This window comes from Curvibacter fontanus, assembly GCF_054780335.1.
Genome location: NZ_BAAGWN010000015.1, coordinates 25,295 through 42,234, shown reverse-complemented (window position 1 = coordinate 42,234; position 16,940 = coordinate 25,295). Strand labels below are relative to the sequence as shown.

Annotated in this window: 15 protein-coding genes and 1 pseudogene; 12 read left to right on the top strand and 4 right to left on the bottom strand. The window is 63.1% G+C overall.

From position 1 onward, the window contains the following. The first annotated feature begins 292 nt into the window (after positions 1-292). Both ACYVH8_RS10690 and ACYVH8_RS10685 read left to right on the top strand, forming a co-directional pair. Complete coding sequence (locus tag ACYVH8_RS10690; protein WP_460488840.1) at positions 293-1,282, top strand: hydroxyacid dehydrogenase; 990 nt, start codon at positions 293-295, stop codon at positions 1,280-1,282. Continuing rightward, positions 1,279-2,247 (top strand): Bug family tripartite tricarboxylate transporter substrate binding protein, encoded by a 969-nt coding sequence (locus tag ACYVH8_RS10685; protein WP_460488839.1) that lies wholly within the window; start codon positions 1,279-1,281, stop codon positions 2,245-2,247. The genes ACYVH8_RS10690 and ACYVH8_RS10685 overlap by 4 nt, the downstream gene beginning before the upstream one ends. A gap of 33 nt (positions 2,248-2,280) precedes the next feature. On the opposite strand, the gene ACYVH8_RS10680 is transcribed toward ACYVH8_RS10685, so the two are convergent. Further along, positions 2,281-3,000 carry a GntR family transcriptional regulator gene (locus tag ACYVH8_RS10680; protein ID WP_460488838.1) on the bottom strand — a complete coding sequence of 240 codons (720 nt, stop codon included), beginning with the start codon at positions 2,998-3,000 and terminating at the stop codon, positions 2,281-2,283. A gap of 20 nt (positions 3,001-3,020) precedes the next feature. Between ACYVH8_RS10680 and ACYVH8_RS10675 the strand changes: the two genes are divergently transcribed. Together ACYVH8_RS10675 and ACYVH8_RS10670 are read left to right on the top strand one after the other, a co-directional pair. Then, a complete protein-coding gene (locus ACYVH8_RS10675; RefSeq protein ID WP_460488837.1) occupies positions 3,021-4,178 on the top strand; it encodes a mandelate racemase/muconate lactonizing enzyme family protein in 1,158 nt (385 codons plus the stop codon). Between the two features lie 314 nt (positions 4,179-4,492). Further along, positions 4,493-4,987, top strand: coding sequence for a hypothetical protein (locus tag ACYVH8_RS10670; RefSeq protein WP_460488836.1), 495 nt, complete (start codon positions 4,493-4,495; stop codon positions 4,985-4,987). 254 nt (positions 4,988-5,241) lie between these two features. Here ACYVH8_RS10670 and ACYVH8_RS10665 read toward each other — a convergent pair whose 3' ends face one another. After that, complete coding sequence (locus ACYVH8_RS10665; RefSeq protein ID WP_460488835.1) at positions 5,242-5,655, bottom strand: class I SAM-dependent DNA methyltransferase; 414 nt, start codon at positions 5,653-5,655, stop codon at positions 5,242-5,244. Positions 5,656-5,930: 275 nt separating this feature from the next. On the opposite strand from ACYVH8_RS10665, the gene ACYVH8_RS10660 reads away from it, so the two are divergent. The 6 genes and pseudogenes from ACYVH8_RS10660 to ACYVH8_RS10635 all read left to right on the top strand — a co-directional run bounded on the left by ACYVH8_RS10660 (position 5,931) and on the right by ACYVH8_RS10635 (position 13,930). Next, positions 5,931-8,141, top strand: a complete 2,211-nt coding sequence (locus tag ACYVH8_RS10660) for a xanthine dehydrogenase family protein molybdopterin-binding subunit (protein ID WP_460488834.1) — start codon at positions 5,931-5,933, stop codon at positions 8,139-8,141. A gap of 20 nt (positions 8,142-8,161) precedes the next feature. Continuing rightward, positions 8,162-8,626 carry a (2Fe-2S)-binding protein gene (locus ACYVH8_RS10655; RefSeq protein WP_460488905.1) on the top strand — a complete coding sequence of 155 codons (465 nt, stop codon included), beginning with the start codon at positions 8,162-8,164 and terminating at the stop codon, positions 8,624-8,626. Between the two features lie 10 nt (positions 8,627-8,636). Beyond that, a complete protein-coding gene (locus ACYVH8_RS10650) occupies positions 8,637-9,752 on the top strand; it encodes an amidohydrolase family protein (RefSeq protein ID WP_460488833.1) in 1,116 nt (371 codons plus the stop codon). 44 nt (positions 9,753-9,796) lie between these two features. Further along, positions 9,797-10,789, top strand: coding sequence for a Bug family tripartite tricarboxylate transporter substrate binding protein (locus ACYVH8_RS10645; protein WP_460488832.1), 993 nt, complete (start codon positions 9,797-9,799; stop codon positions 10,787-10,789). 148 nt (positions 10,790-10,937) lie between these two features. Beyond that, positions 10,938-11,279, top strand: a complete 342-nt coding sequence (locus ACYVH8_RS10640) for a hypothetical protein (protein WP_460488831.1) — start codon at positions 10,938-10,940, stop codon at positions 11,277-11,279. Positions 11,280-11,768: 489 nt separating this feature from the next. Next, positions 11,769-13,930 (top strand): annotated as a pseudogene (locus tag ACYVH8_RS10635) (type I secretion system permease/ATPase). An 11-nt stretch (positions 13,931-13,941) separates the two neighbouring features. Here the strand turns inward: ACYVH8_RS10635 and ACYVH8_RS10630 are convergent. Together ACYVH8_RS10630 and ACYVH8_RS10625 are read right to left on the bottom strand one after the other, a co-directional pair. After that, entirely contained in the window at positions 13,942-14,277 is a 336-nt protein-coding gene (locus ACYVH8_RS10630; protein ID WP_460488830.1) for a type II toxin-antitoxin system HicB family antitoxin, read from the bottom strand. Continuing rightward, positions 14,274-14,528, bottom strand: coding sequence for a type II toxin-antitoxin system HicA family toxin (locus ACYVH8_RS10625; protein WP_460488829.1), 255 nt, complete (start codon positions 14,526-14,528; stop codon positions 14,274-14,276). The genes ACYVH8_RS10630 and ACYVH8_RS10625 overlap by 4 nt, the downstream gene beginning before the upstream one ends. A 69-nt stretch (positions 14,529-14,597) precedes the next feature. Here ACYVH8_RS10625 and ACYVH8_RS10620 point away from each other — a divergent pair, with 69 nt between their 5' ends. Beyond that, positions 14,598-16,067 carry an HlyD family type I secretion periplasmic adaptor subunit gene (locus tag ACYVH8_RS10620; RefSeq protein WP_460488828.1) on the top strand — a complete coding sequence of 490 codons (1,470 nt, stop codon included), beginning with the start codon at positions 14,598-14,600 and terminating at the stop codon, positions 16,065-16,067. Positions 16,068-16,279: 212 nt separating this feature from the next. After that, positions 16,280-16,924: a hypothetical protein gene (locus tag ACYVH8_RS10615; protein WP_460488827.1), complete on the top strand. Its 645-nt coding sequence runs from the start codon at positions 16,280-16,282 to the stop codon at positions 16,922-16,924. The last annotated feature ends 16 nt before the right edge of the window (positions 16,925-16,940 follow it).

The following is a 16,940-nucleotide window of genomic DNA, read 5'->3' as shown; positions in this document are numbered from 1 at the left end:
ATACCGCTGACAAGACACGCTCGGCTCTGGCTCATGCCGTGCTCCGTCATTAGCGCTTGCACCAGATCGGCCCAGCAGTGCTCCGGGGTCAGAGCATCCGATCAACTACCTCCTTGAGGGCGCGGTGCGTCAGTACCGCTCGTAGTCGAACAGCTTGCGCATAGCCATTGGCAGAGGAGAGTAGGTAGGGCCTGGGGCCGCGCCGCCAATAGCTGATCAAACGCAAGGGGGATTAAGATCAGATCACAAAGGTATTGTAGTATGTACCTTTAGACATCACGTCAATCTCACTATGCATTCTCAGCGCTCTCGCATTCTCATCTCGGAATGGATGGAAGCTGAAGCCGTTGGTCGTCTCAGAACCGCGCACGATGTTCTCTGCGCACCAGAGCTAGCCGAAAATCGCGCCGAGCTGCTCAGAGCCGTACAGGATGTTGAGGCACTCATCGTCCGCAATCGCACCCAAGTCAATCGTGAGCTGCTGGAAGCAGCTCCCTCGCTTCGAGTCATCGGCCGGCTTGGGGTTGGGCTGGACAACATCGATCTCGGCGTCTGCGACGTTCGCAACGTGCAGGTCATCCCAGCTACTGGCGCCAATGCGCGATCCGTTGCGGAATATGTACTTTTTTGTGCAATGCTTCTTCTTCGGGGCACCGGATATTCCACCCCGGCTGTCGGTAGCGGTCTATGGCCGCGTGAAGCCCTGATGCGAGGTCGTGAGATCGCAGGTAAGACCTTAGGTGTGGTCGGCTTCGGGTCCGTTGGTCGCTGCACGGCAGAACTGGCCACGCGCGCCGGGATGCGGGCAATCTATTACAGTTCCGCCCGCTTGCCAGATGCCGGCACTGCTCAACACGTGGAGAGTCTGCAAGCACTGCTCAAGGAATCCGACGTCGTCAGCATTCATGTTCCGCTTACTGCGGCAACGCGAGGACTTATCGGTTCAGCAGAACTTTCGCTTATGCGATCGGACGCGATCCTCATCAATTCCGCGCGCGGGGGAATCGTCGACGAGACTGCCCTCATTGAGGAACTACGCCGGGGGCGCATCGGCGGTGCCGCCGTGGATGTATTCGAAACCGAACCCCTGCCAGCCGTGAATCCTTGGCGCGGCTGTCCGAATCTGCTTCTCACACCGCATATCGCGGGTCTGACGCGCGAATCCAACCAGCGCGTATCAGATTTCATCGCCGAGCGCGTACTCCAGGCTCTTGCTTCGCCGGTAACGACTGGCTTGGCTGGTTCTGATTCCCCATCACTTCACAAGGAGACAACCCAATGAAGCTTTCAATTGCAGTTGCCGGTGCCCTCGTGGCATGTTTCGCCTCACTATCCGCCCTCGCCGAGACATGGCCAACAAAGGCGGTGACCGTCATCGTGCCGTATGTGGCGGGTGGTGGAGTCGACCCTGTCGCACGCCTGGTGTCGCTCAAGCTGGCGGAGCGCTGGAATCAGCCCGTGGTGGTGGAAAACCGTGCGGGAGCCAGCGGGACGATTGGCGCCAATGCCGTCGCGAACGCACCGGCTGATGGCAACACGATTCTGATGTCGGCCACCGCAGAAGTGGTCATCAATCAGCACTTCATGAAGAAGATGGCCTACGACCCTGAGAAGGATCTGCGGCCCGTCACGTTGCTCGTAAAGCTTCCGTTCGCACTGGTCACCAACCCCTCGAAACCGTACAACGATATGGCCAGCTTCCTGAGCTATGTACGTCAAAACCCGGGGAAGGTGAGCTACGCGTCATCCGGATCTGGCACGCCGCAGCATCTGGCGGGCGTGCTCGTTGAGCAACTCGCCAACGTGTCGATGCTTCATGTCCCGTTCAAGGGAGTGGCCCAGGCAATGACCGACATTCTGAGCGGCCAGGTCGATGTGGGCTTCGCCGGTTTGCCGACGGCTTTGCAGCAGGTGAAAGCAGGAAAAGTTCGCGCACTCGGCGTTTCGTCACGTTCGCCCGCACCAGCAGCGCCTCAGATTCCCCCGCTGGCAAAGACATCGGTGCTGGAAAAGTTTGAGCTGATTCAGTGGTTCGGCGTATTTGTGCCCTCGAAGACTCCGGACTCGGTGGTTTCGAAGATTCAAAACGATATATCCGAAGTACTTGCCTTGCCTGAAGTTCGCGACACCCTGCTCAAACAGGGAGCCGAGCCGAGCGGCATGTCCACGCCGGACTTTGAGAACTTCGTCAAGGACGAGCGTGAGAAGTTCCGCAAGATTGTTCAGACCGCAAAGATCGAACAGTAGCCGCCTGCGGCTGGCGGCTGGATTCACTAGCGTCTACACCGTTAGTGAAATGTCCAGCCTCACTGCTTCACCCCGATAGACCACAACCGCGAAATACACAATGTGTCCGCTGGCATCCTCGAATGCCCGCTCCACGAAAGCAACGGGCGCATTCACCGGAACATCGATCAAAGTAGCGACATCCTCGTCGGCCGTGCCCACGGTGAGAGTCTGATGAGCACGCACTACACGGCAGTTCTTGAGAGACATGAGTACCGGAATGGCGGCACGCTCGCGAAATCGCTTCGCTGCACGCTTGAACAATTCCAGGTCTATGTACACGTCGATCACGCAATAGGGAATGCCCTTATCCGAATGAACCCGCTTAAGGCAGGCATATTGCGTGTCATCACGCCTCCAACCAGGTGGAAGAGGTCCCACCGTCTCGCTGATGGTGCGAATCTCGGGAGGTGTGGCGACATACATATCGCTGAGCGCCTGCAGGCTAGTCTCAACCTTGATGTTTTTCACCGCCGGCAGAACATCCATCACGAACGTTCCGGCGCCCTGGCGGGCTTGCAGCCAGCCGTCCTGCACAAGCAGCTGCACCGCCTGCCGAGCAGTCAGTCGGGCAACGCCGAACTCTTGCGCCAATTCGTTCAGCGAAGGCAGGCAAGATCCTGGTGGCCATATGCCACGGCGAATCCGCTGCCGGAAGGTGTCGGCCAGCACTCCGTACTTCGGCGCCTTGCCGCTGCGATCGATCGATCCCATAGTTTTCTCCCGAGGCCAGAATGATGCCTGATTTGTCTCTCTCTTTCGACATCCGCCAGCTGGACGTCTTCCTGTTTCGAGCGCCTGCCGTGCCACCCGTGCAGACCTCGTTCGGCATCATGAAGCATCGTCCCGCCTTGCTGGTGCGCGTGACCAACGCAGATGGCGGATATGGCTGGGGCGAGATATGGTGCAACTTTCCGATCGTGGGTGACGAGCACCGGGCACGCATGGCGCGCTTTTATTTGCCGGGCCTGGTTTGCGGCCGTCGCTGGGACAGCCCGGCGAGTTGTTTTTCCGAATTGAGCCGCCAACTTGCCGTGCTCGCGCTTCAAAGTGGCGAACCCGGCCCGATACAGCAGATCGTTGCCGGCCTTGACATTGCGCTATGGGATCTCATTGCACGACGTAATGGCCGCCCTTTGTGGCAGATTTTTCAGTCTGCAGCATCTTCCGCACTTCCGCCCCGCATCCAAGTCTATGCCTCAGGCCTGAACCCGACCAATCCCGAGGCACTGGCCGCGACCAAACTTGCGCAGGGATATCGCGCCTTCAAACTCAAAGTCGGTTTCGGCACAGAACGCGATGAGGCCAACTTACGCGCTGTACGGGAGGTCATTGGTCCAGATCTTCCGTTCATGGTCGATGCGAACCAAGCTTGGGATGTTGAATCAGCCATTGCTGCAGGCCGTCGCATGGCGGCACACAAATTGAGCTGGTTGGAAGAGCCGATTCGGGCTGACTCCTCGCTGGCTGATTGGACCCGCCTTGCGACGGAGCAGCCTCTGCCACTCGCTGGCGGCGAGAACCTGGCAGGCCACGATGCTTTCTCTGCTGCGATCGATACCCCCGGCCTTCGAGTCTTACAACCAGATATCGGCAAATGGGGCGGATTCACGGGCTGCCTCAGTGTCGGACGGCAGACGATCGAAAACGGAAAGTTATTTTGCCCGCACTGGCTGGGCGCCGGCGTGGGGCTAACGGCATCCTTTCATCTAAAGGCAGCAGTCGGCGGATCGGGCTACGTCGAAGTTGATGCCAACCCCAATCCACTGAGGGATGGTTTGGCCATTCCGCACTTCGAGCTTAAGGACGGTGCGGTGCTACTGTCCGAACGCCCTGGCCTGGGCGTCGAGCCTGATCTCCAGGCTTGTCGTGATTTTCTGGTGGACCTCTAGGGAAGGTCTGAACAAGTCATAAAGCTGCCACGCGCAGCCCGATGCGCAAGGCAACCACGACGTGCAAGACCAGATCGCACCTGCCCGAAGGACACACCGTCGAATGACGGAGGTACTCTGGGTGTTGCGTAGCGACAGCGCCGTGGGCGCACCAGGTTTCCGGGTTTGGATGTCGCTCACTTCGCGCAGCGAAGTTATGCGACAGCACAAACCGCGCAATTTGGCCAAAAGCGTCACGGTTGAGTGACGCTCACCGAGCGGCCCGAAGCAAGGGCCCGTAGAATTCAAGTGACAGCTCGCACAGACAAACGCACATGTTGAAACCCGAATTCCGCCCCTCCCAGCTTCCAGACTTCACCCCGCCGCCGCAACCGCAAACAGCGCTTAAAAGGGCCGCGGCCGAATATGGGCTGGTCGCGCTCGCAGCGATCGTGGGGCTGGCCTATGTGCTGCTGACAAGCTACATTACCCGCCTCGCGCTGGCGCCTGCCATCGCCATAGGTGTGCTGCTGACCATGCACCTGGCCACGGTGTTCGTCGCACGACTGCGGCAGGGCCAATGGCTGGGGCTGACCGGACTCCTGATCACCTTGCTGGCTGTCATGGCCGCACCTGCTGCAGCCGGCATGGCCGATCCCATAGACCGTGTGGCCCCGGCGGGTGGCTACGTTCCCCTGCCCATCACGCCAACGGACCCCTGGATCGTGCGCAGCGCTCGCGCCATCGCCGACAACGCGGGCCCCATCGTGGTGATCATCGGGGCCCTCATCAGCAGCTGGATCGCCGCGCGCAACGCAAGGCCGAGATAGTCTGCCGGGATATCCCAGACCCGGCGACCACGCATCTTCCTGGCTTGCGGCAAAGTGTTGCCTGAAGCAAATCAGTGTCCGTCGCGGCTCGTGGGTCGTGGATTCGCAGAAAGTGACCGGCGGTGGTCTACTGCCTTGCTGAAACTTTCAGCAAGGCGAAGCGAAGTGATCCCCCTGACTTGATGGGCAAGCTCCGGTGCATGGAACTGCGCGCCCAACTCTTCAGCGACGTTTCAGATCAACATAGCGCCCATTCACCGGGCGCTGCTGTCGGCGACCTGCAGCGTGTCGTACACCGAGCGTTGCCTGGCCTTGTCCACCATGGCGGGCGAGGTATCGACGCCGCTCAGGTGGCCCGCACGCGAACGCACATGGGCGCCGCACGGGCCGGTGCCGCAGCCCGGTTCCGGCACGCGGGGGAAACGGGGGGCTGCCTCGGGCGGCAGGCGGGCTATCCATAACTGGTGGCCCGGGTAGCGCAGTTGCTTGACCGGATGCGCGTCGAATTCGTCGGCGGAGTCATCGAAGAGTTGCCGGACATATTGCTGTGGGGGCGTCGCAATGCCATCCCTGTGCGTCACGGCGGCCGGGAGCCAGTCGCCCGCTTCCAGGGTGTGCAGGCCTTGCAGGAATGCGGCCCTGGCTTGTTCGAGGTGGCCTGCGCTCATGCGGGAATTGCCTGTGCGCGCCAAGCGGATGAAGTGCCCGGCCGCACCGCGCCTGGCGTTTCATGCGGGTTTACCCGGGCGTTCATCCATCGCATGATGATATGGAATAGGACGTAATCGGCATTGGACCCGGGGCGCTTCCGTTTCTAAACTCAGAGCCTGCGCCGCAGCAAACCCCCCTCTGCACGAACGATGGTCATAGATAGCAAACAGGCATTGCTCCACTTCAAACGTCCCAGGCCCTGAGGCTTGGGCCTGCGAGTCTTTTCATCACCATGCCTGACGTCTCCACCACCACCCAGCCCCGCGGTTTCGTGATCGACCGCAAGGACGGCCGGCCGCAACTGCCCGGCAGCCTGCACAGCAACCGCCGTCTTTCGCAGTGGCTGGGTTTCGACGAGCCCGGTGTCGTGCAGGTGTACACCGGCAAGGTCGAGCTGGGGCAGGGCATCCTCACGGCCCTGCTGCTCATCGTGGCCGAAGAGCTGGACGTGCCGCTGGAGAGCGTGCGTATCCGCAGCGCCAGCACCGCGTACGGCCCTGACGAGGGCGTGACCTCGGGCAGCCTCTCCGTGCAGGACAGTGGCGGCGCCCTGCGCCAGGCCTGTGCCGAGGTGCGTGCCATGGCCCTGCAACACGCGGCAGCGCTGGCCGGCCAGAGCGCCGACACGATCGAAGTGCTCGCCGGGCGCTTCCGTTCGGCCCAGGGCCAGGACCTTGGCGACTACGCGGCCTTGCTCGAAGGGGTCGATCTCGACATCGAGTCTCCGGGCACGGCACGGCCCAAGGCGGTGGGACAACGACGCCTGCTGGGGCAGGCGCGCCCCGAGCGCATCGACCTGGCCGACAAGGTGTTCGGCACCGCCCGTTTCATCCAGGACCTGCGCCTGCCCGGCATGCGGCATGGTCGCGTGCTGCGGCCGCCCACGCTGGACGCTACGCTGGCCCGTAGTCCGGCGCAAGACATCGCGGCCCTGCCGCCCGGTGTGCGCTGCTGGATTGATGGGCGTTTCATCGCCATCGTCGCGGCCACCGAGCGTGAGGCCGATGCCGCAGCCGCGCGCCTGGCCAGCCAGATCGAATGGCAGGCCGGCGCGCCGCTGCCCGAGGCGCATGCGCTGGACGCTTTCCTGCGTACGGCTCCGCACGAGACCACCATGACGGCCGAGCGCGGTGAAGCCATCTGGCCCGGCGACGGTCTGCAGCTCCAGGCGGTCTACCTCAAGCCCTATCTGGCGCACGCCTCCATCGGTACCTCCTGCGCCCTGGCGCTGTGGGACGGCCGGCGACTGGAGGTCTGGACGCACAGCCAGGGCATCCACAACCTGCGCGACGATCTGGTCAAGGCCCTGGCCCGCGAGACCACGCCCGTGGCCAAAGAAGACATGGTCGTTCATCACGTCGAGGGCTCGGGCTGTTACGGGCACAACGGCGCCGACGACGTGGCCTTCGATGCGGTGCTCATGGCCCTGCGCTGCCCGGGCCAGCCCGTGCGCGTGCTGTGGTCACGTGCGGACGAATTCACACACAGCCCCCTGGGTGCGGCGCACCGTGTGGCGCTGCGGGCGCGGCTTGACGCCTCGGGGCGCCTGAGCCACTGGCAGCATGAACTCTGGGCCAATGGCTACAGCTCGCGCCCGGGCCGTGCAACCCTGCCGGCCCTGCTGGCCGCCAGTGAACGCGCCGAAGCCACGGCATTGCCCCTGCCCATCAACCCGCCGCTGGCAGCTGGCGGCGGCGCCGAGCGCAATGCCGTGCCGGCCTACGCGGTGCCCAATCTCCAGGTGATTCACCACCGCCTGACCGTGATGCCCCTGCGCACCTCGGCCATGCGCGCGCTGGGCGCCTACGCCAATGTGTTTGCGATCGAGTCCTTTGTGGATGAGCTCGCACGGCAGCTGGGCGAGGATCCCTTGGCCTTCCGCAAGCGCCACCTCGAAGATCCGCGCGCGCTGGCCGTGCTGGACACGGTGGTGCAGCGCTCCACCTGGTGGGGCCAGCGCGAGCAGGAGCCCGAAGGCACAGGCCACGGCCTGGCCTGGGCGCGCTACAAGAACACGGGGGCCTGGTGCGCTGTCATCGCGCGCGTGCGGGTGGACGAACAGGTGCGTGTGCTCAATCTCGACCTGGCGGTGGATGTGGGCATGGTGGTGGACCTGGATGGTGTCGTCAACCAGATCGAAGGCGGTGCGGTCCAGAGCGTGAGCTGGACGACCAAGGAGCAGGTCACCTTTGACCGCGAGGCCATCACCAGCAACGAGTGGCTGACCTACCCGGTGCTGCGCTTCAGCGAGGTGCCCGAGGTGCGCGTGCATGTGATCGACCGGCCCGACGAACCCCCGCTGGGTGCCGGCGAGGCGGCCCAGGGGCCTGTCGCTGCTGCGCTGGCCAATGCCGTGTTCGATGCGCTGGGTGTGCGTGTGCGTGAACTGCCTCTGACGGCCGACACCCTGTTGCGCGCCGTCCATGCCACGGAGGCTGCATGAGCGAAATCAAAAAAGAACCCATGTTCCATGTCAATCAGCAGCCCGTGCACTTTGGCGGCGACGAGAAGGCCACGCTGCTCTCGGTATTGCGCGACGAATTGAACCTGAGCGGCCCCAAGTTCGGCTGCGGCCAGGGCGAGTGCGGTGCCTGCATGGTGCTGGTGGACGGCCAGCCCCAGACCTCGTGCAACCTGCCGGTCTGGTCCATCCAGGGGCGGCAGGTGACCACGCTCGAAGGCCTGGGCACACCGGCCCGGCCGCACCCGGTGCAGACCGCTTTCATCGAAGAGCGCGCCGCCCAGTGCGGCTACTGCGTGGCCGGCATCATCACCTCGGCCTGCGCGCTGCTGGCCCGTAACCCTCAGCCCAGTCGCGCAGACATCGTGCAGGGCCTGGAAAAGCATCTGTGCCGTTGCGGCGCTCATACGCGCATGGTGCGCGCCATCGAGCGCGCAGCAACTGCCCCAAGCTCTGAAAAATCCTGAACCTTCGCCCATGCTCAAGAACTGGCTCTCACCCCAAACCCATGCCCAAGGCTGCAAGGGCTTCTGGTTCTGCAGCTGCGCCGGGCTGCCCATCGTGCCCGGCGGGGGCGGCGGCAGTACCGCCACGGGCCGTGCGCCGGTGATCATCCGCGGCAAGCGGGCCCGCACGGTGGACGCGCACGCGCACTGCTACTTCCAGGCCGGCCTGGACCTGATGGGCGCCGAGGCCAAGGGTGTGCTGCCTCCCGTCAAGGGCGTGCCCGAACACTTCCTGCAGATGGACCAGCAGCTGGCCGCGCGCTTCGAGGCCATGGACACCATGGGCATCGACCTGCAGGTGCTCAGCATCAACCCCTTCTGGTACAAGAAGGACCGCGAGACCGCCGAGGCGATTTGCCGCGTGCACAACGAGAGCTTTGCCGAGCTCTGCGCCAAGCACCCCAAGCGCCTGGCCGCCTTCGCCTCGCTGCCCATGCAGTTCCCCGAGCTCGCCGTGCAGATGCTGGAGGAGGCCGTCAGGAAATACGGCCTCAAGGGCGCGGCCATCGGCGGCAGCGTGGCCGGGGACGACTTCGCCAACCCGCACTACCACCCCGTGCTGGCCAAGGCGCAGGAGCTGGGCGTGATGCTCTTCATCCACCCGCAGAGCACGCCCGAGCTGGCGGCCCGCCTCAAGGGCAATGGCTGGCTGTCCAATGTGATCGGCAATCCGCTGGACACCACGATCGCGCTGCAGAAGCTGATCTTCGAAGGCGTGTTCGACAAATACCCCGAGCTCAAGGTGCTGGGCGCCCACGGCGGCGGTTTCCTCGGCTCCTATGCGCCGCGCATGGACCGCAGCTGTTTTGTCTCGCCGCAGAACTGCAACCCCGACATCGTGCTCAAGAAGAAACCGACGGAGTACATCCGCCAGATCTACTTCGACTCGCTGGTCTTCACGGGCGAGGCGCTGCACCACCTTGCGGCCGAGGTGGGTGCGGGCCAGATCATGATCGGCACCGACCACCCCATCCCCTGGGTGGAGGACCCCGTGGGCCACGTGATGGCCACCCCCGAACTCAGCGACGAGGACCGCCTGGCCATCCTGGGTGAGAACGCGATCCGCGTGCTGGGGCTGACGGTCTGAGGGCCGGTGGCCCGCCCTGTTCATATCACCACGAAGGAGACACCATGAAACAACTTTCCACCTGCACGCGACGTTTCGCCCTGTCGCTGGCGGCTGCGGCCGGCCTCGCGCTGGTCGCACCGGCCCAGGCCCAGGGCACCTACCCCAACAAGCCGATCCGCATGATCGTGCCGCTGGGCGCGGGCAGTGCGGTTGATGTGGCGGCGCGCCTGCTGGCGCAGAAGATGTCGGAGAACATGGGCCAGGCCATCGTGGTCGAGAACATCACGGGCGCCGCCGGCATCATCGGCGCCGACCGGCTGGCCAAGGCCGCACCGGACGGCTACACCATCGGCGGCTTCAACGACAGCGTGCTGACCATGGTGCCCAATTTGAACAAGAACACGCCGTTCAACCCGGTCACCGACTTTGCCCACATCTCGCAGGTCGCGACCATCGAGTTCAGCGTGGCCGTGGCCGCGGACTCGAAGTACAAGACCGCCGCCGAGCTGGTGGCCGCGGCCAAGGCCGCGCCGGGCCAGATCACCTATGCCTCGGGCGGCAACGGCAGCCCGCAGCATCTGGGCGGCGCGCTGTTCGCGGCGCACACCGGCATCGACCTCAAGCACGTACCCTACCGCGACGCCAGTCTGGCGGCCCAGGGCGTGGCCGGCAACCAGGTCGACATGACCGTGCAGGGCATCGCCACCGTGGCCGCCCTGGCCAAGGGCGGCAAGCTGCGCCTGGTGGGTGTGATGGCGGACAGCCGCCAGCCCGAGTATCCCGGCACGATGACGCTCAAGGAGCAGGGCATCCAGGGTTTCGACTTCAGCACCTGGTTTGCGCTGACCTCGCCCAAGGGCACGCCCAAGGAGATCGTCGAGCGCCTGCAGCGTGAAGTGGTCAAGGCCCTGGCCGACCCCATGATCAAGGAGCGTTACGCCGGCCTGGGCCTCAAGCCCAACGGTACCACCCCGGAGCAGCTGACGGCGCTCGTGGGCAACCAGCTGGCCCGCTACGGCCAGGCCATCCGCGACAACAACATCAAGGCCGAGTGAGACGCCGCCGTTCGCATGAGCCGGGCCCCGGCGCATGCGGCGGCACCTGTTTGTCAGGGTTTCTACGCAAGAGCATTTCCCTAGCAAAAACACGGACACGGCCGTCTAGGATGTCAGCTTCGTTGGGTTAGCTGATATCTAAAAAAGAATGTTGACAGTCGTTACCGAGTTCCTCACCACATGGCAGGAGAGGTTGAATCCCCTGCGCGAAGAAACCATCCAGGCGGTCTACCAGATCGACGACATCCGCCAGGCCATGCTGGACAGCCTGGATACCGCCGCCCGGGAAGATTTCCCGCATGTCGAACGCCGCATCCTGCAGGCGTCCAATGTGCCCGCGCTGTGGTTCCTGCGCCCGGACCTGCTGATGGCCCTGGCCGCGCATTCCGGCGAGCAGGCCGCGCGCCGGGTCATCGATGACATCTCGGACATGTTCGATGGCCTTCTGCCCAAGGGCCTGAGCACCAGGCCCAGCAGGCCGCAGCGCTGAGCCTGATCTCGAACTTGCCTGGTCGAGCGAGGTGTATGTGCCAGGTTGGCGCATTCCGCGCACCGCAATGTTTGCGGGCGCGCTCAGCTGCGGTGATCTTGTTCAATCAGTAAGCTGAATCTTGAGCACGCTGCTTCCAGCTTTCTAGGCAAGACGAAACTGTTGTTCCTGCGCTGCGGTCAGATGAGTCATCTGCTATCAAATAAATAGCTACGATGTCCGGTCAATCCTGATTTATTGTTAAATCCTTAAGGAAGAAATCGCCTAAAAAGGAACCGGGCCTTGGCGTATCCCCTGTTTGGGGGATATGCCAGTGATCAAATACAAGCTACTGTCCACGCTTACCCCGTAAGAGGAAAGCTACCGATCCAGGTAGCCATCAGGTGAGGACAGCGCGTGAGCATCAATACCAGTGCCGCTGCGACAAGTGAGGCGCCAGCCGAGCAGCCGCAAGCGCACGTGTCTGTGGCCCATCCGGCTGGCGGAGCGATGCCCTCGCTGGCCCCACTCGCCGCTCTCTGTGCCATCGCCCGTCTGCATCAGGTGGCGGCCGATCCGGCCACGCTGGCCCACCATCTGGGTTTCTCAGGTAATGAGCCATTCCAGCTGGACGATTTGTTGCAGGCTGCCCAGCATCTGGGTTTGAAGGCCAAGCTCTCCCGCAGCACAGTCGAGCGGCTTGCGCTCACGCCCTTGCCGGCCCTGGCCTTGATGCGCACCGAAGATGGCGGCTTGCGCGTGCTCATCCTGGCGCAATGCGACGGCCAGCGCGTGCTGTTGCAGGATCCCGCCGCAGGTGCGGGCAACCACCGCCCCACCATCGAACCCTTGGAAGTCTTCAACAGCCGGTGGACCGGTGAACTCATCCTCTCATCACCAGCCGCGCCAGCATGGCCGGCGATCTGGCCAAGTTCGACTTCTCCTGGTTCATCCCCAGCCTGGTCAAGCACCGCAAGCTGCTGGGCGAGGTGTTGCTCATCTCCTTCATGCTGCAGCTGTTTGCGCTGGTCAGCCCGCTCTTCTTCCAGGTCGTGATGGACAAGGTGCTGGTGCACCGCGGCCTGACCACGCTGGACGTGCTGGTCATCGGACTGGTGGGCGTGGTCATCTTCGAGAGCGTGCTCAACGCCCTGCGCGCCTACGTCTTCAGCCACACCACCAGCCGCATCGACGTGGAGCTGGGCGCGCGCCTGTTCCGCCACCTCATGGCCCTGCCCCTGGCCTACTTCCAGGCGCGGCGCGTGGGCGATTCGGTGGCCCGCGTGCGCGAGCTGGAAAACATCCGCAGCTTCCTGACCGGCAACGCGCTCACCGTGGTGCTCGACGTCTTCTTCTCCGTCGTCTTCATCGCCGTCATGCTGTTCTACAGCGTGCCGCTCACCCTCATCGTGCTGGTCAGCCTGCCGCTGTATTTCGGGCTCAGCCTGGCCGTGGTGCCCGTGCTGCGCCAGCGGCTGGACACCAAGTTCGCCCGCAGCGCCGAGAACCAGGCCATGCTGGTGGAAACCGTCACCGGCATCCAGACCGTCAAGGCCACGGCGCTGGAGCCGGCCTTGGCCCGCCGCTGGGACAAGCAGTTGGCCGCCTACGTCTCGGCCAGCTTCAAGACACAGAATCTGGCGAGTGTGGCGCACGAAGGTGTCAATCTCATCGGCAAGCTGGTCAACGCCGCCACGCTCTGGTACGGCGCCCATCTGGTGATGGACAACCAGCTCACCGTGGGCCAGTTCGTGGCCTTTAATATGTTCGCCGGCCGTGTTTCGCAGCCCATCATGCGCATGGCCCAGCTGTGGACGGACTTCCAGCAGACCGGCATCTCCGTGGCACGCCTGGGCGACATCCTCAACACCCGCACCGAAGTGCCGCCCGCCAGCGCCGCCCAGCTGCCACCGGTCAAAGGCCGCATCACCCTGGACAACGTCACCTTCCGCTACCGGCCCGAAGCCGCCCCCGTGCTCAATGGCGTCAGCCTGGATGTGCGCCCCGGCGAGGTGATCGGTATCGTCGGCCGCTCCGGCTCAGGCAAGAGCACCTTGACCAAGCTGGTGCAGCGCCTGTATGTGCCCGAGCAGGGCCGGCTGATGGTGGACGGTATCGACATCAGCCTGATCGACGCCGCCCAGCTGCGCCGCCAGGTGGGCGTGGTGCTGCAGGAGAACCTGCTCTTCAACCGCAGCGTGCGCGAGAACATCGCCATCACCGACCCGGCCGCCCCCATCGAGGCCGTGGTGCGCGTGGCCCAGCTGGCCGGCGCGCACGACTTCATCAGCGAACTGCCCGAAGGCTATGACACCCTGGTGGGTGAGCAGGGCGGCAGTTTGAGCGGTGGCCAGCGCCAGCGCGTGGCAATAGCCCGCGCCCTGTTTGCCAACCCGCGCATCCTGATCTTCGACGAAGCCACCAGCGCGCTGGACTACGAGAGTGAAGCCATCATCCAGCGCAATATGGCCAGCATCGGCCAGGGGCGTACCGTGCTCATCATCGCCCACCGCCTGAGCGCCGTGCGCCACGCCAACCGCATCATCGTGTTGGAGAAAGGCCGCATCGTCGAGGCCGGCCCGCATGATGCGCTGATCGACAAGCCGCAGGGCCTGTACGCCCATCTCTGGAAGATGCAGGGTGGGCAGGCTGAGCCGGGGGCGGCGCCATGAAGCGCCCGTTTTCAGGACTGAGCCGCTTGTTCCAAGGCCTGGGCGGCCCATTGGTTGACGCTCAGGCCCGCGCGCTCGGCCGCGAAGCTGACGCGCGCATGCACCTGACTGGGCAGGCGCAGCATCATGCGGCCCGAGAATGGCTTCTCGGGCTCTTCGCCGCGCGCCTGGGCCACGGCGATGTAGTTGTCCACTGCGGCGCGGAATGCCTTTTTCAGCTCAGTCACGCTGCCACCGTGGAAACCGACGATGGCGCGTATGCCGGCGATGCGCCCGATGAAGCACTCGTCTTCTTCGCTGTATTCCACCTTGGCGGTGTAGCCCTTGAAGGTCATGGCATTGCTCATGGCTTGACTCCCATCAGTTCCAAAAACTCGCGTGCGCAGCGCACCTGGTATGGCTTGGCCTCCTTGGCCGGGTGCGGGCGGTGGAAATCAGCCCGCTCGCCCTTCAGGAAGAAGCTCACCATGGAGCCGCCACGGTTCACGCATTCGGCCCCCTGCGCTATCAGCAGGGACTCTATGTCCGCCCATTCCAGATTCTTCGGAACGGGTTTCTCAAATATCCGCGTCAGTGTTTTGCGGTGCTTGCTGTTCACGATTCAAATGATATCAAAAATGATGTCATGTGGAGGATTTTCAACCACAGATGGGGCAAGGAGGTACGCATGACCACGAACACCGCAGCACCGATGCCGCGCCACCCTCTCATCGAACTGTGGACGCGTTACCGGGCAGTCTTCAAGGCTGCCTGGGAACACCGGGCCGAACTGGCCGGCCCCCAGCGCCTGGCCGATGAAACCGCCTTCCTGCCCGCCGCACTGAGCCTGCAGGAAACGCCGGTGCACCCGGCATCGCGCCGTCTGGCCTGGACCATCATGGTGCTGTTTGTGCTGGTGCTCGTCTGGTCCATCGTGGGTCAAATCGACATCGTGGCCGTGGCGCCGGGGCGCATCATCGTGAGCGACCGCACCAAGGTCATCCAGCCGCTGGAGGCCAGCGTCGTCAAAAGCGTGCTCGTCAAGGACGGGGACCGTGTGCGAGCCGGTCAGGTGCTGGTCGAGCTGGACCCCACCATGGCCAGCGCCGACAAGGCCAGTGTGCAGGAGCAGCTGAACGCGGCCATCAGCGAAGAGTCGCGCACGGCGGCTTTGCTCAAGGCCCTGTCTTCAGGTCAGGCCCCTTCGTTATCGGCCGTTCGCCCTGAGCCCCACCCCGTTCGCCCTGAGCTTGTCGAAGGGCTCGATGCCCAACGCCAGACGCGAGCCCTGCTGCAAAGCGAATGGCAAGACATCCGCGCCAAGCTCGCCAAGCTGGACGCAGAAATTGCCCGCCGCCAGGCCGAGATGGCCACGGTACAGGCCACCATCGCCAAGCTGGAAGACACCGTGCCCATGGCCCAGGCGCGTGAGGCAGATTTCAAGCGTCTGGTGGACCAGGGCTACATCTCCGGCCACGCCACGCAAGATAAGACGCGTGAAAGGGTGGAACTGGAGCGCGACTTGTCCACCCAGCGGGCCCGCCTGGCGGAAGCCCAAGCCATGCTGCGTGAATCGGAGCAGGCCCGCGCGTCCTTCCGCGCCGAGACCGTGCGCCAGCTCAACGACCGCAAGGCCCAGGCCGCCACCAAACGCCTGCAGTTCGGCGCCGACCACAGCAAGGCCAGCCAGCGCGAGCGCCTGACGCAACTCACCGCCCCGGTGGACGGCATCGTGCAGCAGCTGGCCATCCACTCGGTCGGCGGTGTGGTGACCAGCGCCCAGCCCTTGATGATCGTGGTACCCGACAGCCCCACCGTCACCGCGGAAGTAACCATCGCCAACCAGGACATCGGCTTCGTGAACGCCGGCCAGACGGCCACCGTGAAGCTGGAGACCTTTCCCTACACGCGTTACGGCACGGTAGATGCCAGGGTAGAGGTGGTCACGGCGGATGCGGTGACGGATGAGAAGAAGGGCTCCTACTACCCGGCCATTCTGACGCTGAGCCAGAAGGACATGGACATCGACGGCAAGCGCGTGCCACTGAGCCCGGGCATGAACATCACGGCGGAGATCAAGACGGGTAAGCGCCGGGTGATCGAGTATTTGCTCTCGCCGGTGCAGAGGGCGGGGAGTGAGAGTTTAAGGGAGCGGTAGGACGTGTTTTCACAGGTGGGCGTTTGGTATTGCTGGCGCGGATGTTGAATTTGGACAAGGAGCAGATATGAAAAAGGTCATATGGATTGTTCTGGGTCGGCTGGTGCTGCAAGGCGCAGACAAAAGTCGAAAAGCTCATCTGCGGCCGTGTGCTCTTGTTTCGGTATTTTCTTCACTTTCGTCCTTCAGGTTTCGATGTTAAGCATCGATCCTTGGAAGACGAAAAACGGTGGGCAGCTCATCGGTTGCCGATTCAACCAAAGAGCGCAAGCCGCAAACAACACCAACTGGAGGATGACAGCATGATTGGAATTCTGTTTTTTGGAGCGATAGCCATTTGGGCTTGGGTCGCTTTGGCGCTTGGCAGCAAGCTGCCCCGATGGCTGGGTATCACACGCTATCGCACAGCGTTTGGTTTTGTGTTTGCACTGCTGGTGTTTGTGACGCCTGTGGCGGATGAAATCATTGCCTATCCGCAATTGAAGGCGCTGTGTAGCGATCTCCCGTCCCTTGACTTTGCAGAGGGCATGAACGAACAAAAAGCATTTGGGAGAACAGTGTATTACCGAGACATGTACACATCAATATCCGTTTTTCCCTCTTCGGTGCGTGTGGATCGCCACGATGGGATCTATTTTGATGCGAGGACAAATGAGCCCGTTCTCGCCTATCACGGTTACACACCAAGAAAAGCATTCTTATCTGTTCCGAATGGGAGTAGCGGGGGATTTATGACGCTAATTTTGCGCGGGTGTAGTGGGATGAAATCCGGCGCGGATGGCTACGTCATAGAAAAATTCGATTCAACAAGACTGCCAGTTCGATTCAGTAATTTAAAACTAACAAATACACGATAACTTCAACTTTTAGTAC

Excerpts from the sequence above, each read along its gene's own strand:
- ACYVH8_RS10690 (WP_460488840.1), top strand. The coding sequence starts at position 293 with ATGCATTCTCAGCGCTCTCGCATTCTCATCTCGGAATGGATGGAAGCT.
- ACYVH8_RS10670 (WP_460488836.1), top strand. The coding sequence starts at position 4,493 with ATGTTGAAACCCGAATTCCGCCCCTCCCAGCTTCCAGACTTCACCCCG.
- ACYVH8_RS10660 (WP_460488834.1), top strand. The coding sequence starts at position 5,931 with ATGCCTGACGTCTCCACCACCACCCAGCCCCGCGGTTTCGTGATCGAC.
- ACYVH8_RS10685 (WP_460488839.1), top strand. The coding sequence starts at position 1,279 with ATGAAGCTTTCAATTGCAGTTGCCGGTGCCCTCGTGGCATGTTTCGCC.
- ACYVH8_RS10620 (WP_460488828.1), top strand. The coding sequence starts at position 14,598 with ATGACCACGAACACCGCAGCACCGATGCCGCGCCACCCTCTCATCGAA.
- ACYVH8_RS10640 (WP_460488831.1), top strand. The coding sequence starts at position 10,938 with ATGTTGACAGTCGTTACCGAGTTCCTCACCACATGGCAGGAGAGGTTG.
- ACYVH8_RS10630 (WP_460488830.1), bottom strand. The coding sequence starts at position 14,277 with ATGAGCAATGCCATGACCTTCAAGGGCTACACCGCCAAGGTGGAATAC.
- ACYVH8_RS10675 (WP_460488837.1), top strand. The coding sequence starts at position 3,021 with ATGATGCCTGATTTGTCTCTCTCTTTCGACATCCGCCAGCTGGACGTC.
- ACYVH8_RS10655 (WP_460488905.1), top strand. The coding sequence starts at position 8,162 with ATGTTCCATGTCAATCAGCAGCCCGTGCACTTTGGCGGCGACGAGAAG.
- ACYVH8_RS10680 (WP_460488838.1), bottom strand. The coding sequence starts at position 3,000 with ATGGGATCGATCGATCGCAGCGGCAAGGCGCCGAAGTACGGAGTGCTG.
- ACYVH8_RS10665 (WP_460488835.1), bottom strand. The coding sequence starts at position 5,655 with ATGAGCGCAGGCCACCTCGAACAAGCCAGGGCCGCATTCCTGCAAGGC.
- ACYVH8_RS10650 (WP_460488833.1), top strand. The coding sequence starts at position 8,637 with ATGCTCAAGAACTGGCTCTCACCCCAAACCCATGCCCAAGGCTGCAAG.
- ACYVH8_RS10645 (WP_460488832.1), top strand. The coding sequence starts at position 9,797 with ATGAAACAACTTTCCACCTGCACGCGACGTTTCGCCCTGTCGCTGGCG.